13 protein-coding genes are annotated in these 15,616 nt (G+C 28.2%); 7 read left to right on the top strand and 6 right to left on the bottom strand.

The window, feature by feature from the left end; all coding sequences use genetic code 11:
- Positions 1-64: 64 nt before the first annotated feature.
- The 4 genes from BDU_RS01070 (at position 65) to pstB (ending at position 4,212) form a co-directional block, all read left to right on the top strand.
- Positions 65-913: a substrate-binding domain-containing protein gene (locus BDU_RS01070; RefSeq protein ID WP_041177687.1), complete on the top strand. Its 849-nt coding sequence runs from the start codon at positions 65-67 to the stop codon at positions 911-913.
- Positions 914-1,000: 87 nt separating this feature from the next.
- Positions 1,001-1,909: a phosphate ABC transporter permease subunit PstC gene (gene pstC / locus BDU_RS01075; protein ID WP_012537982.1), complete on the top strand. Its 909-nt coding sequence runs from the start codon at positions 1,001-1,003 to the stop codon at positions 1,907-1,909.
- On the top strand, positions 1,906-3,444 hold the full coding sequence (pstA, locus tag BDU_RS01080; RefSeq protein WP_012537983.1) for a phosphate ABC transporter permease PstA: 1,539 nt from the start codon (positions 1,906-1,908) through the stop codon (positions 3,442-3,444). Before pstC ends, pstA begins: the two co-directional genes overlap by 4 nt.
- A 3-nt stretch (positions 3,445-3,447) precedes the next feature.
- Positions 3,448-4,212 carry a phosphate ABC transporter ATP-binding protein PstB gene (gene pstB / locus BDU_RS01085; RefSeq protein ID WP_012537984.1) on the top strand — a complete coding sequence of 255 codons (765 nt, stop codon included), beginning with the start codon at positions 3,448-3,450 and terminating at the stop codon, positions 4,210-4,212.
- A gap of 1 nt (position 4,213) precedes the next feature.
- On the opposite strand, the gene BDU_RS01090 is transcribed toward pstB, so the two are convergent.
- Genes BDU_RS01090 through BDU_RS01110 form a run of 5 tightly spaced genes read right to left on the bottom strand, consistent with a single transcriptional unit; the run spans position 4,214 to position 9,476 of the window.
- Positions 4,214-5,035: a ZIP family metal transporter gene (locus BDU_RS01090; protein WP_012537985.1), complete on the bottom strand. Its 822-nt coding sequence runs from the start codon at positions 5,033-5,035 to the stop codon at positions 4,214-4,216.
- A gap of 27 nt (positions 5,036-5,062) precedes the next feature.
- On the bottom strand, positions 5,063-6,841 hold the full coding sequence (locus BDU_RS01095) for an alanine--tRNA ligase (protein ID WP_012537986.1): 1,779 nt from the start codon (positions 6,839-6,841) through the stop codon (positions 5,063-5,065).
- A complete protein-coding gene (locus BDU_RS01100) occupies positions 6,841-8,076 on the bottom strand; it encodes a flagellar motor switch protein FliG (RefSeq protein ID WP_041177688.1) in 1,236 nt (411 codons plus the stop codon). Before BDU_RS01100 ends, BDU_RS01095 begins: the two co-directional genes overlap by 1 nt.
- Entirely contained in the window at positions 8,063-8,764 is a 702-nt protein-coding gene (locus BDU_RS01105) for a 6-phosphogluconolactonase (protein ID WP_038366093.1), read from the bottom strand. The genes BDU_RS01100 and BDU_RS01105 overlap by 14 nt, the downstream gene beginning before the upstream one ends.
- Before the next feature lie 19 nt (positions 8,765-8,783).
- Positions 8,784-9,476 (bottom strand): SIMPL domain-containing protein, encoded by a 693-nt coding sequence (locus tag BDU_RS01110; protein WP_012537989.1) that lies wholly within the window; start codon positions 9,474-9,476, stop codon positions 8,784-8,786.
- A 69-nt stretch (positions 9,477-9,545) separates the two neighbouring features.
- On the opposite strand from BDU_RS01110, the gene dusA reads away from it, so the two are divergent.
- Positions 9,546-10,553: a tRNA dihydrouridine(20/20a) synthase DusA gene (dusA, locus tag BDU_RS01115; protein ID WP_012537990.1), complete on the top strand. Its 1,008-nt coding sequence runs from the start codon at positions 9,546-9,548 to the stop codon at positions 10,551-10,553.
- On the opposite strand, the gene serS is transcribed toward dusA, so the two are convergent.
- Positions 10,543-11,817 (bottom strand): serine--tRNA ligase, encoded by a 1,275-nt coding sequence (serS, locus tag BDU_RS01120; protein ID WP_012537991.1) that lies wholly within the window; start codon positions 11,815-11,817, stop codon positions 10,543-10,545. The two genes, dusA and serS, sit on opposite strands and share 11 nt — an antisense overlap.
- Before the next feature lie 145 nt (positions 11,818-11,962).
- Here serS and BDU_RS01125 point away from each other — a divergent pair, with 145 nt between their 5' ends.
- Both BDU_RS01125 and BDU_RS01130 read left to right on the top strand, forming a co-directional pair.
- Complete coding sequence (locus tag BDU_RS01125) at positions 11,963-12,679, top strand: hypothetical protein (RefSeq protein ID WP_041177689.1); 717 nt, start codon at positions 11,963-11,965, stop codon at positions 12,677-12,679.
- Between the two features lie 12 nt (positions 12,680-12,691).
- Entirely contained in the window at positions 12,692-15,610 is a 2,919-nt protein-coding gene (locus tag BDU_RS01130) for an insulinase family protein (protein ID WP_012537993.1), read from the top strand.
- Positions 15,611-15,616 lie beyond the last annotated feature (6 nt).

The following is a 15,616-nucleotide window of genomic DNA, read 5'->3' on the forward strand; positions in this document are numbered from 1 at the left end:
TTACTATTCATTGACTTATCTAAGATTAATGATATTATATATAGTTGTAAAAGGAGTTAATTTAATGCAGGTTATCAAAATACTCTTTACTATCTTGCTAGCTTTTTTGTTTAGCAATTGTACCAAAAACAAAGAAAATGTCATCGCAATTGGTGGATCTACTTCAACAACTGCTATTATGGATGAAATGATTTTAAAATACCAAAAAATTAACGATCAACTTAAAGTAACTTATGATGCTCAAGGTAGCAGTGTAGGTATTAAAGGATTATTCGATGGTATTTATAAAATGGCAATTTCCTCAAGAGATGCAACTGAAGAAGAAATTGCTCAGGGAGCAAAAGTCACAATTATTGCTTATGATGCTTTAATATTTATTACAAGCCCTGATGTCAAGATTACAAACATTACAGAAGAAGATTTAGTAAAAATTTTAAATGGTAATATTAGTAATTGGAAACAAGTTGGAGGTCCTGATGCCAAAATTAACTTTATAAACAGAGATTCTTCATCAGGTTCCTATTCATCTATCAAAGAACTAGTTCTTGAAAAAATATTGAAAAATCTTGAAGAAGCTCAATTTAGAAAAGATAGCATTATCGTGAAATCTAATGGAGAAGTAATTGAAAAAATCAGTCTTACACCTAACTCAATTGGTTATATTAGCTTTGGATATGCAAGAGGTGCAATAGAAAAAGGCCTGCATACATTATCAATAAACAGCATATATCCTACAAAAGAAACAATAATAAAGGATAAATATGATATAAAGAGAAAAATAATAGCAATAACAAACAATATTTCTGAAGATCAAAATACACTTGATTTCATCAATTTTATATTAAGTCCAAGTGGACAAGACATCATTGAAGAACAAGGGTTTATAAAGGTCAATACAACTGAAAATAATTAATACTATGAAAAAATTTGACTAAGTATTTAAATTAAATATAATCTTATCAAGATTCAATTTCTTTCTATAGGGGAACTCTTTTAAAGAATGCAATTAACTCTAAAAACAAAAAGAAATATTGTTAGACTGGCTTTTAAATGCTTTATTGTTGCATCTGCAACAATTAGTACTCTAATAATATTATTATTAATCTTATTTATTATTAAAAATGGAATAACACCTTTTTTGAACAATAAAATTAATATTTTAAATTTTTTATTCAGCACAGATTGGAATCCTACCAGTAAAATACAAAAATCTTATGGTATCTTATCTTTTATTATAAATTCCGCTTTAACAACATTTTTTTCTGTTGCAATTGCACTACCAATTGGCCTTGGATTTGCAATCTATTTATCTGAAAAAACTAAAGGTATCTACCAAAAAACATTGCAAACGATCATAGAACTCTTAGCAGGAATTCCAAGTGTAGTATATGGATTTTTTGGAAGCACATTTATATCTTCTCTTATAAAAAACACTTTTATAAGAGAAGACAATTTAGGATATAATCTAATAACTTCAATAATAGTTTTAAGTATAATGATACTCCCAACAATAATTAGTGTTTCATATACATCTCTTAAAACTGTCCCAAAATCATATAAATTAGCATCTCTTGCACTGGCTGCAACGGATTGGCAAACAATATACAAGGTAATGATTCCTTCGGCTAGTAAAGGCATTTTAGCAGGAGTAATACTAGCAATAGGAAGAGCAATTGGTGAAACAATAGCTGTTTTAATGGTTGGTGGTGGTTCACCCCTATTTATAAGAAATATTTTTTCACCTATTAGAACACTAACAGTAAACATTGCAATAGACATGGCATATGCATCTGGAACTCATAAAGAAGCTCTACTTGCAACAGCATTGGTATTGCTATCACTAGTTATAATAACAAATTCAATTAAACATCTGATTTTATCTTCATCTAAAAGGCTAAAAATCAAGTGAAAAAAATTCAAATGAATAAACTATTTAATCAAATTGCATTTTGCATAATCAAATTTATTGCTTATTTTTTAATAACATTATTGTTATTTATAATATCCTACATAGTATACAATTCGATATTCTTTACAAGCAAAAAAGAATCATTATTCTTAGATGAAACAACACATTTCTTACCATTTAAATCAAATAACAATACAGTCAAAATAGCATTCATTATCAATAAAAGCATTAAAATTAACGAAATTACTACTCAAGATATTTATAACATATACAACAACAAGATCTCACACTGGGGTAGTATCTCAGACCAAAATCTTGACATAGTACCAATTGCAAGCTCTCAACCAAATATGTCAAACGAAGTAATACTACAAACTCTTATCAAAAATAATAAATTCAATAACAGATATATAAAACTTGTCGAATCAAGTGAAGATATGATAGAAGCTATAAATCAAACAAACGGCGCTATTGGATACCTCACCAAAGATGATCTTGAAAAATTAGATTTTAAAAAATATCCAAAAATTAAATCACTAAGAATAAAATCTATATCAATTTTAGTAGGGAAAAAAACATTACAAAAAAGTGAAAATGAAATTATTGACATAATAAACCTTCAGCAAATCAAAAAACTACTCATAGGAAAAGCAAATTGGAATGATTTAATATCTAAAGATATCAAATTGAATATCATAAAATACTCAGATTATGATCCAAATGCAATAAAAATGGTAGAAAAAAATGAAGGTACAATTGCAATTGTACCCTGGCATTACTTTTATAAAAGTGATGCACCTTTTTTAAAATTATATGATATAAAAAAAAGCATGCCTTTAAATTTAAATTTCATCTTATCTACACCAAGAAATTCTGGAAAATATGGAGGTATTTCTTATTTAATCTTAAATACATTTTATGTCATACTACTAACAGCAATAATTTCAATTTTAATAGGAATTGGTACAGGAATAATGCTTGCAGAGTATACTTCAAACAAAGTATTCTATAAAACAGTATCTATGAGCGTTGACATCTTATCATCCATTCCTGCCATTATATTTGGACTCTTTGGACTTATATTTTTTGTTCCAATTTTTGGAATGGGAATACTCTCAGGAGCAATCACAAGTTCTTTAATGATATTACCAATGATTGTCAAAACAACAGAAGAATCACTAAAATCAATTCCAAAATCATACAAATACGCATCGTTTGCACTTGGCGCCAATAAAACAGAGACTATAATTAAAATTTTATTACCCGCTGCCAATCCAGGAATATTAACAGGAATAGTCCTTGCAATAGGACGTGCCCTTGGAGAGACTGCTGTACTTCTCTTTACAATGGGAACAAACTTGGGACTTGCAAGCACTTTAAATGAACCGTCAAGAAGTCTAACTGTACACCTATTATTACTATTTCAAGAGGGATATTTAGATAAAGGATTTGCAACAGCATCAATACTCATAATAATAATATTATTAATAAATCTAATATCAAAATTTTTAATTAACAAATTATATAGGATTTAGCAAATGAACCAAGACAAAGCTATCATTCAAACAGAAAATTTAAATTTATTTTATACAGATTTTAAAGCACTAAGTAACATTAATATATCAATATTACGAAATAGCATCACTGCATTAATAGGTCCATCAGGTTGTGGTAAATCAACTTTCCTTAGAACACTTAATAGAATGAATGACCTTGTTGAAGGAGTTAAAATAGAAGGAAAAGTTATGTATGAAGGTAAAAGCATTTATTCAAATAACTTTGATGTTTTAGAACTTAGAAGAAAAATAGGAATGGTTTTTCAAACTCCCAATCCATTCTTAATGTCAGTTTATGACAACATAAGTTATGGCCCCAAAATCCATGGCATCAAAGATAAAAAAAAGCTTGATGAAATAGTTGAAAAATCTTTAATTAAATCCGCATTATGGAATGAAGTAAAAGACAAACTTAACAGAAATGCACTAAGTCTTTCAGGAGGACAACAACAAAGACTCTGCATTGCAAGAACCCTTGCAATAGAACCAAATGTAATACTAATGGATGAACCTACCTCCGCTCTTGATCCAATATCAACAGGTAAAATTGAAGAACTAATAATAAATCTAAAAGAAAGTTACACCATCATAATAGTAACTCATAATATGCAACAAGCTGGAAGAATATCTGACAGAACAGCTTTCTTCTTAAATGGATACATTGAAGAAGAAAGCAAAACAGATGAATTATTCTTCAATCCTAAGAATATTAAAACAGAAGAATATATCACCGGTAAATTTGGTTAAATTAACCCAAAGAAACATCAAGGAACATCATTAAAGAAAACCCAATAACTCCAAATATGGTCGGGATCTTATTATCAATATCTTTCCTTTTAGCCTCAGGTATTAATTGTTCAATTGAGACATAAATCATTGCACCTGCAGAAAAGGATAAAGCAAAGGGTAAAATTCTAGTAAAAGTATAAACAGCATAAGAACCCAAAAAGCCTCCAATAATTTCCACCAATCCTGACATTTGTCCATAATTAAAACACTTCCATAAAGGAACATGGCCTCTTCTTAAAGGCAAAGAAATAGCCGCACCTTCTGGCATATTTTGAATACCAATTCCCAATGTAAGAATCATAGCTCCAACTAAAGTATGCAGATCAGGAGAAGATGCTAGAGCACCAAAAGCAACACCAACAGCAAGTCCTTCGGGAAAATTATGCAAAGTTACAGCTGTAAAAAGCAAAAAATCCTTCTTTCCATGTCTGGTTAAATCTTCATCAATAAATGTTAACTTTTCAAGGTCTGGCACAAATACATCTACAATATATATAAAAAATGCACCACAAAGAAAACCACAAACTGCAGGTATCCACGTAACATAACCAAGCTCTTCTGCCATTTCTATTGCTGGTTTAATAAGCGAAAAAAAACTAGCAGCAATCATAATTCCTGCCGAAAATCCAAGCATAGCATCCATTATTTTATTATTGACTCGCCTAAAACAAAAAACAGCAGCTGCTCCAAAAGCAGTGGTAAACCAAGTAAAAACAGAACCCAAAAACCCTAAAAAAATAGGATGAAGAGTTAATAAATAATCACACAAATGCTTAAACATAAAGTATCCTCCATAATTTTTCTATTATCATATCAAAATTGCCCTTATTCTCCTTATTCCTGATGAAGAAGCTTGTTCTTTTTGTATCTTAAAAGTGCCAAGCTCACTGGTATTATTAACATGAGGACCACCACAAACTTCAATTGAAAAACCATCTATTTCATATACACTTACAATATCTTCATATTTTTCACCAAATAAAGCCATAGCCCCTTTAACCAAAGCATCCTCCAAACTCATTATAGATTTCTTTACAGACAATTTATTTTTTATTTGTAAATTAACAATATCTTCAACCTTTTTTATCTCATCATCCGTCATTTTACAAGGATGACTAAAATCAAATCTTAATCTCTGAGAAGTAATATTACTACCCTTTTGTCTTACATGATCACCTAGCACCAATTGAAGAGCCTTATGAAGTAAATGAGTAGCTGTATGCAATTTAGTAGTCTCATATGAACAATCTGCAAGTCCACCCTTAAATACCTTATCACTTCCCTTCTTAGACACTTCTTGATGTTTTTTAAAATGTTCTTCAAAACCCTCCCTATCCATACTAAACCCATATTCAATTGCAAGTTCTTCTGTAATTTCATAAGGGAAACCATAAGTATCATAAAGTTTAAAAGAAATATCACCTGGAATTAATTTTGATGATAGTTGATGGATCAATTTAACAAATTCTTGTTCTCCATAACGCAAAGTCTTAAAAAATTTTTCTTCTTCTATATTCAATTCATTCTTAATAAAATCTTTTTTTTCTGTTATCTCTTTATAAAAAGATTTATAAATGTCTTCAACAGAATCAACAAGATCTGCTAAACAATGGGATTCCATACCAAGTTTTTTTGCATATCTAATAGCTCTTCTAATAAGCCTTCTTAAAACATAACCTTGTCCCACATTAGATGGAAGAACTGAAAAATTATCAGCTAAAATAAAACAACTGGCCTTAATATGATCAGCAATGATTCTAATAGCTCTATCATCTTCCAAATTATCCCCATAAACCTTACCAGAAATTTTTTCTATCTGTTTGATTATAGGTCTAAATGCATCAGTATCATAAACTGAAGATTTTCCCTGTAAAAATGTAATTGTTCTCTCAATACCCATGCCTGTATCTACACATTTCCTCTTTAATTCTTCATAATTACCATTATTATCCTTGTTATATTGCATAAAAACATTATTCCAAATCTCAAAATATTTGCCACAAGAACAAGTAATATCACACGTATTAGAACATTTATCTATTCCTGTATCAACAAATATCTCGGTATCTGGACCACAAGGACCTACATTCCCAACAGGACCCCAAAAATTATGCTCTCTTGAGAGATAAAATATTCTATCTTTAGAAATTCCAAGTTTTTCCCAAATATCAGCTGTTTTTACATCTCTAGGAATATCTTTATCACCTTCAAATACACTAACATAAAGTTTATCTTTTGAAATATTTAAATAATGAGGTGAAGTTAAAAACTCAAAACTATATTCTACTGAAAGTTCTTTAAAATAAGCACCAAGAGACCAATTTCCAAGCATCTCAAAAAAAGTCAAATGACTTAAATCTCCAACCTCATCAATATCTCCTGTTCTTAAACATTTTTGAACATCAACTAACATATCTCCAGATGGATGAATCTCTCCAAGCAAATAAGGTACAAGGGGCTGCATACCAGCCGTATTAAAAAGAACCGTAGAATCATTATCAGGAATCAAAGATTTACCTACAATCTCACAATGTCCCTTACTTTTAAAAAAGTCTATATATTTTGCACGTAGCTCATCAAGTTTCACTAAACAAACTCCTCATTCTTTCTATAAATAATCAACTCACCTTTCAAAGTTAACTCTTTAATATAATTAACAAAAGACGTAGTCATTGCCTTTATATCTTTTTTTCTTGCTCTTTTTAACAAGGATTCTTCTTCTAAGACAAGTTCTTTACGTCTCCTTGAAATATTAAAAAGAATTTTATTTCTAATCTCATCACTTTTATCTTTAATAATCATTGCAATATCATGGTTTTCAAACTCTCTTAAAATATTATGCATATCATTATCTGTAATTCTAAGTATCACATTAATATCAAATATCTTTTCTTTAATTTCAATATCTTTAACAGGATTGAAAACCTTCATATCAATATTACTTAAAAGATTTTTTTCATCTTCAAAATCCATGTAACTTAAAATATCAACAAGTATCTTAGAGCCATCAAGTTTCTCAGTCTTAAGCTTACCTTGAATTTTTAATCTATCCTTCAATCTATTAGAAATAACCTCAATAACATCCACATTCAACTGCCTTGGTTTAGCAAGAGTCTTAATAAATTTTTTCTTAACATCCATTTCTAACATAGAAAAAACATATTTTTTTTGTTCTTTAGTCAAATAACCATATATAACTAAAAGTGTTTGAACATTTTCATTTCTAATTAAAGCCCAAAGTTGTTCATTTTCAATGCCAGACAAATAATCAAAAGGCAAAAAAGGATCAAGACCTGTAACTTTTTTATAAATCTCCTTTGCTTGTGTTTTAGTTAAAGATTTATTTAATAATTCATAGGCAAACTTATCGTCAACTTTTAAATATTTTTTTTCACTTCTAATCAACTCTTCAAACTCTTTAATAATTCGTTTCTTATCATCAGGAGTAATATATTTAATATTTGTAATTTCCCTAGTAATAGCAATAATATCTGCATCATCAAGTTCAGCCATAATCTCTGCTGATTTTTCAAGACCAATAGCTAAAAAATACTTTGCTATTTTAGATACTTTACTCTCTCTACGAATGAACCCCGGCTTTTCTACTCCTTTATTGGACGCATTTAATTTACTTTGACCATCTTTTTTTCTTTTTTTTACCAAATTAACCCAAGATTTAAGAATTGAGCCTTGTATCTCAGAATCACCCAAATCATCATACAATTCTTTACTCTTAATACCTTTATTATTCCAAATATTTTGAAAAGTCTTTACTCCCAAATTTTTTATATTTTGATATTTGGACAGTCTAGGATCCTGCATAGACCCTCTCAATATTTGTAAGAACTAATAAATGTGAATGGTCTTTAAAAATTCTAGCTGGACATTCCCTCAAAGAAATATCTGAACTTAAAAAATTTTCTAAAGCACCTCTTTTTTCATCCCCAATAAAAAACAGTACAGATGCTTTAGAAGACAATAAAGATTTAGGGGTTAAACTAATTCTTTTATTTGGAAATTTTGGTGAATCATACTCATATTGATATCCTTCCATTTCAGAAAATAAAAGCTTCTTTGAAGGAAAAATAGATGCAATATGCCCATCCTCACCAACAGATAAAATACTTAAATCTAATCTTGTAAATCTAGAATTAAATTCAATATTATAATTATAAATGGAAGACGTCTCATCAAATTCATTGTAAATAAAAGGATGTAAATTTGAACCACAGACTAAATTTTTTTCCACCATTTTAGAAAAAAAATTTTCACTTAAAAGTTTAAAATTACTATAACTGCTATTTAAATCAACACAACGCTCATCGGTTAAAAAAAAATGAGATTTCTTAAGAGAATAATTTTGCTCATCAAAAACATTAAGAAAAGAAATAATATTGCGACCACCGCAAATTCCAATACTAGTAAAATCACTTTGACTAACATTATTTAAAAAAAACTCAAAAAACTTATTCTTTAAATCACTCTCTTTATTAGAATACAAAAATTCCATCACTATTCCTTTGAATAAATCAATCTAAATAATAAGAAACTGTAGTAACTACTCTTAATATCTTTTTTGAATAACGAGCATGATCTTCGTCACTTCTATCAATTGGAATAAACTCAAAATACCCTTGATTTGCTGTTTTCACTTTACCCAAAGCAACACCTGAATGATGTGCAAACTCTAATGCTGCTGAATAAGCATTTTTAATAGAATCTGCTAACATATCCGGTTTAACATCATTAATCTTATCAAAATAATACCTTGGACCAAGATTACTATTTAAAAGTACTCCCTTATTGTAAAGTTCAGTGATATTTTTACTTGCTTTTTCCATTTTATCAACATCTGCAGTACGAACACCTAAAGATACGTAAGCATTATACTTGTAAAGAGTATCACGATAATTTGCAATATTAAGACTCATATTAAGCATATCTATCTCATCTTCATGAAATCCATAACTCACAAAAAAATCCTTTATTCTCAATAAATTAGCATTATTTAATTTATTAATCTCTTCTACACTATTGCCACCCAATTCGTAATTTAAACTCCAACTTGAAAAAGTTGACAAAACCTCTCTTTCACTTAATCCTTTAACAGTAATGTAATTTGCATTTTTTACACCAATACCCTTTATACCACTAGATATAATAAACGATGCTAATAGCACTAGTATAAACGATAATGAAATTAAAATTTTTTCTAGAAACATACATCCTGCCTCTTAATTTTTATAAAACAATATTGTCAAATTAAACAATTTATTTTAGCATATTACGCTATGTTAATAAACAGAAAAATATCAATAGCACCAATGGTAGAAATTACAGATGAACATTTTAGATACATAATAAGATTATTATCAAAAAAAATTACTCTATATACTCCAATGATTTCTGCAAAATCAATTATAATGGGGGAATTAAATACAATTGTCAAACAAAATCCCAATGACTCTCCAATAGCAATTCAAATAGCAACAAATTGTGAAAATGATGCTGCAAAAGCAATTGAAATTCTTGAAAAAAATTTCAATTTTGACGAATATAATCTTAACGTTGGATGCCCATCATCTCGTATTCAAAAAGCAAATTACGGGGCTTGTTTAATGCAAAACCCAATTCAAGTAGGAAAAATCCTAAAAGCCATGCAAAAAAATACAAACAAGCCAATCTCAATAAAACATAGGATAGGAATAAGACATAATAAAAAAGAATACCAAGAAGAAACCTACACAGAACTCAAGCAATTTGTAGACAAAATTATAGAATATGGAATCAAAAATTTTATTGTCCATGCACGAATAGCTATATTAAATGGCTATTCCCCTAAAGATAATCATAATATTCCAAAACTAAAATATGATTTTGTATATCAACTAAAAAAAGAATACAAAAACACATTTATAGAAATAAATGGAGGAATTATCAATAGCAATCACATAGAAACGCACTTATCATATGTAGATTCTGTAATGATTGGAAGAGCTGCAGCACAAAACCCATATTTTGTCGCAAAAATTTCAAGGGAATTTTTAGGAGAAAAAGAACAAATTCCAACAAGAAAAGAAATACTATTTCAAATGGTAGAATATATTAAAGAATACAACGAGCATCCAACAATTAACACTATACTAAGACATATAATGAGAGTGATATATTCTCAAAAAAATGCCCGTAAATTTAGACAAGCCTTAACCGCACCTTTTAATCAAAATCTGAAAAACCATGAAATTCTCTTAAATGCAATTGAACATCTAAAAGAAGACACCCTAAGCTCTAATTCTTAGGAGATATATAATCAAAACCTGTATACTTAACCAAACTCTTAGGTATACGAACCCCTCCTTTTGCATCTTGAAAATTTTCAAGTATAGCAATAAGAGTTCTAGTGGAGGCTATTGCTGTTCCATTTATCATATGTACAAATTTATTCTGCCCATCCTCTTTATACCTAATCTTAAGGCGCCTTGACTGATAATCTGTACAATTTGAAGTTGAAGTCACCTCTCCATAATCGCCATTCTCTCCTCTACCTGGCATCCAAGCTTCAATATCATACTTCTTATAAGCTGGAGCACCAAGATCAGAAGAACAAACATTTAAAACTCTATATGGAATTTCAAGTTCTGTAAAAATTTCTTCTTCTAATTCCAAAAACTCATTGTGAATACGATCAGAATCCTCACTTCTACAAAAACAAAACATCTCAACTTTACTAAATTGATGAACTCTATAGAGTCCTTTAGAAAATTGTCCAGCTGCCCCAGCCTCCTTGCGAAAACAATGTGAGAGTCCTGCCATTTTTAATGGTGATTTGAGATCCAATATAGTATTATAATAATATCCACCAAGGGTAATCTCAGCCGTACCAACAAGATATTTATCAGTATCCTCAATTTTATAAATATTACTCTCAGCACCACGTGGATTAAATCCAATCCCATCAACTATAAATTCCCTTGCAACATCAGGTGTAATAAACAAATCAAATCCCTTTGCTTTAAGTTTACTAAAGGCAAAATTAATCATTGCAAGTTCCAAAAAAACAGCTTCATTTTTAAGATAATAAAATTTATTTCCACTAACCTCACGTGCCTTTTCAAAATCAAAAAGATCTAAATGTATACCTATCTCTAAATGATCTTTTGGCTTAAAATCGAATTTTGGAATATTTCCTGATACTTTTAATACAACATTTTCATCCTCACTAACACCAACAGGGACATCAGGAGCAGAAATATTTGGAATTCGTTTATGTTCAACTAAAAGTCTAGATGTTAAATAACCCAACCTTTCTTCTAAATCCATAATTTCAGCTTTTAAAGCTTTGCCCTTTTCTATTAAATAATGCCTACTAGAATCATCAATATTGTCTTTCATGGCATTAGCATTTTCATTCCTTAAAGCATTCAATTCACCTATCTTTGTAATAAGTTTTCTACGTTCATCATCAAATGAAATTAACAAATCAAGTTCTAATTTTAATCCTCTATTTTTAATATTTTCCCGAACAAGTTCTAAATTATCTCTTATAAACTTCAGATCAAGCATTAACGAACTCCCAATATAATAAATTAATTAAAGATAATTAAAATAAAATAATGAAAAATAAATTATACTAATTAGTATAATAAGTATTATATAATACTTGATAACAATAACATAAAAAACTTTATATATGGAGAAAAATATCTTTATGATAAAATCACCAACAACCCAAAAAGTTTTAATTTTTATATCCTTGCTGATAAGTTTATTAGGATGCACGAAAAAATCAAAAAAAATCAGTTTTAATGATATTGATACGCTTTATAACGAAAAAAATGAAATAATAATTCAATCTATCTCAGCAGAAAAAGAAAGCGAACTTTTAAAATATAAAATTAGAATACCAAAAATAATAACTCAAACAACAGAAAGTAATAAGGCAAAATCACTAAATGATGAGATTGAAAGCTATGCAAATGAGATAGTTTCCAACTTAGAAAGTGCAACTCAAAACACTAGTCAAAATCCTCAAAAACCAAGCTTAAATATAGACTATGAAATTTACTATGGATACGGTATTCACACAATAATAATAAATACCTCTCAGGAAATTAATAATACATATATCACAAATCATAGAAGCTACTATATTAATAGTAATGGGGATTATATCTATAACATAGATGAAATTATTAACATAGAGGAAGCATTTCCATATTTTACCCACAAAATCAAAGAAAAAATTACAACAACATATCAAAATGAATTACTATTTGATTTACAACAAGCAGTAATTTATTTTAAAGATAAAAAAATAATAATAAAATTTCCACTTTATGTATTTAATTTGGAGGCAACAGATCATACAGAAAATATTTTTGAATTTAGCGAAGAAGAATCAAAAAAATATATTAAACAAGGATAAAATTAATTATCAATGAAGAAAAAAAAATTGTTTAATTTAATTTCAAAAACTTATTTAGAAGAATATGATGCTGAAGGGTCTTATTTTAAACATGAGAGTGGATTAGAAATATTTGAGCTAAAAAATAGTACATTCAAAGAAAATGCCTTTGGAATAGCATTTAAAACTATTCCTTTCAATAATACAGGTGTTGCACATATCCTTGAACACGCAATTTTTTGTGGCTCAAACAAATATAAAATAAAAGATCCCTTTCTATATTTAATGAAAGGTAGTCTAAATACATTTCTAAATGCAATGACATTTCCAGATAAAACTCTATATCCAGCAGCATCCACAATACAAAAAGATTACTTTAATTTGTTTAAAATATATTCTGATGCCATTTTTAACCCCTTACTGAAAAAAGAAGCTTTTATGCAAGAGGGTTATAACATAAATCCAAATAACTTTAAGCCATCTGGCATTGTGTTAAATGAAATGAAAGGTAATTATTCAAGCAAAAATTCTTTAATTAATGAAATCTCCACCAATTCTCTTTTCTCTAAAGGTCCTTACCAATACGACTCTGGAGGAAACCCTATTAACATTATTGATCTTACATATGAAGAATTTATTGAATTTTATAAAAAATACTATACATTAGAAAATTGCAAAATATTTTTATTTGGCAATATTGATACCAATAAAAATCTTAATTTCATTGAAAAATATATAATTAGGCCTTGCACAAATAAAAAATCAAATGTCAATTATAACATAGACAAAGCCACAAGATGGAACCAACACAAAACACTCAGTTTTGATATTCCTAAAGAAACTGAAAATACATTGGGAGTATATGTAATAAATTGGTTATGTAGTGATATTGAAAATATTAAAGAAAATATTGGTCTTGAAATCTTATCAGAAATTATTCTAGATAGTTCTTGCCAATTTACTATAAACATGCTAAAAAGCGAAATCGGAGATGTAATAGCTGATGTTAGCGGAATTAACACAGACATAAAAGAATGCATATTTTCATTTGGTTTACAAAACGTACTTCCAGGAAAAATAGAAGAATTTAAAGACAAAGTTTTCCAAGAACTTAAAAACCTTGTAAAGGTAAAAATTCCTCAAGAATTAATACAAGGTATTCTATTTGGTTACGAATTTTCATTAAAAGAAGAAAAAGGACAAGGTTGGCCTATTAATTTAATGATTAAAAGTTTTAAAGGCTGGATACACGGCCTACATCCAACTGAAACTCTAAAAATTAATTATCAGCTAAATGAAATCAAAAACAAATTAGAGAGAGGAGAACCCTATTTTGAAAATTTAATAGAAAAATATCTACTAAACAATAATCACTATACTCTAATTCACTTCAACCCATCGGATAAAATGCTTAAAGAAATGGAAGAACAAATAGAAAAAAAACTGATGGATAGAGAAATTGATATTAAAAAAAATCCAGAGAAATTTTCAAAATTTACTAAAGATTACAATAAATTCAAAAAATATCAAAATAAGAAAGATCTTAAATCTGATATTGCTAAAATTCCTATATTAAAGATAGAAGACCTACCAAAAGAAGTTGATAAAAGCTTAATTTTAAATTATGTTCCCGAACTGAAGGCACATACATTTGAGTTAAAAAAGAATAACAACATATTTAATGTATATCTATTTTTTACATTAGATTTTTTACAAAAAGAAGATTTTTTGTATCTCTCGTTGCTTAAAAGAGCTATTCAAGATTTGTCTACCAAAAATTACTCATATATCACTTTAAATAATAAAATCCAAAATACTCTGGGACAACTAAATATATACGAAAGCTATGAAGAAGATATTCACGGAAATATGATCAATCTGTTTAATATAAATTTCAAATCATTTAACAATAAAATTCAAGAATCATTCACATTAATAAAAGAAATTTTAATCAATATAGATTTTCACGACTACAATAGATTAAAAGAAATAGTCTTAAGTCTCAAAAACGACTTTAAATCAATACTCATTCCACAAGGACACATCTTAGCAACAACAAGATCAGAATCAAAATTAAGTCAAAGTAAATACCTGCAAGAACTTCAATTTGGTATTACGGGAAGACAATATTGGCACAAAATAAAAACCGACATAGAATCTTTAAAAGAAATTGCACATAATTTAGAAAACCTTAGAAATAAGATTATTCTTAAAAATAATCTATCATCCTTGCTTATAGGTAATACTAAAGACGTTGTTAAAAAATTAGAAACAGAATTATTTATACTAAAAGAAAATCTAAATGAAAAAATTTACAGCAACAATTTAATTACAATACAACCATCAAGTAATGTCTTAAAAGAAATAATGATCATTCCATCAAAGATATCTTTTAATGCCATGAGCTTTGCAAGCTATAAAATAACAGATAAAGAATATCCAACAATAAATTTCTTAACACATATATTAAAAAACGGAATATTATGGGAAAAAATAAGGGTTGCTGGTGGAGCATATGGTGCATTTGCATCTATTACAAACGGGATATTTTCTTTTGCATCATATAGAGATCCAAATTTTATCACAACATACCAAGCTTTTGAAGCATCATTAGAAGAGTTAGCTAATAATGAAATTAAATGTGACGAAATCTATACATATTTAATAGGGGTAATTGGACTTAATACAAATGTAAAAACAAAATCCACAGAAATATTACAAAGCTACAAAAGAAAAATGCTAAACATTAGTGATAATCTAAGACAAAATATAAGAAATAATTATTTTAAAATAACAAATACAGATATAAAAAACATCTCTGAAAAAGTACTATACCAACTAAAACAAAAAAACAGCATCACATCTCTTGTTAGCAATACAATCTATGAGAATGACAAAACAAAGATAGAAAAATTTATTGGCAAAAAATATAGGGTAAAAAAAATATATTAAAAACAA

Source organism: Borrelia duttonii Ly, assembly GCF_000019685.1.
Classification (GTDB): Bacteria; Spirochaetota; Spirochaetia; order Borreliales; family Borreliaceae; genus Borrelia; species Borrelia duttonii.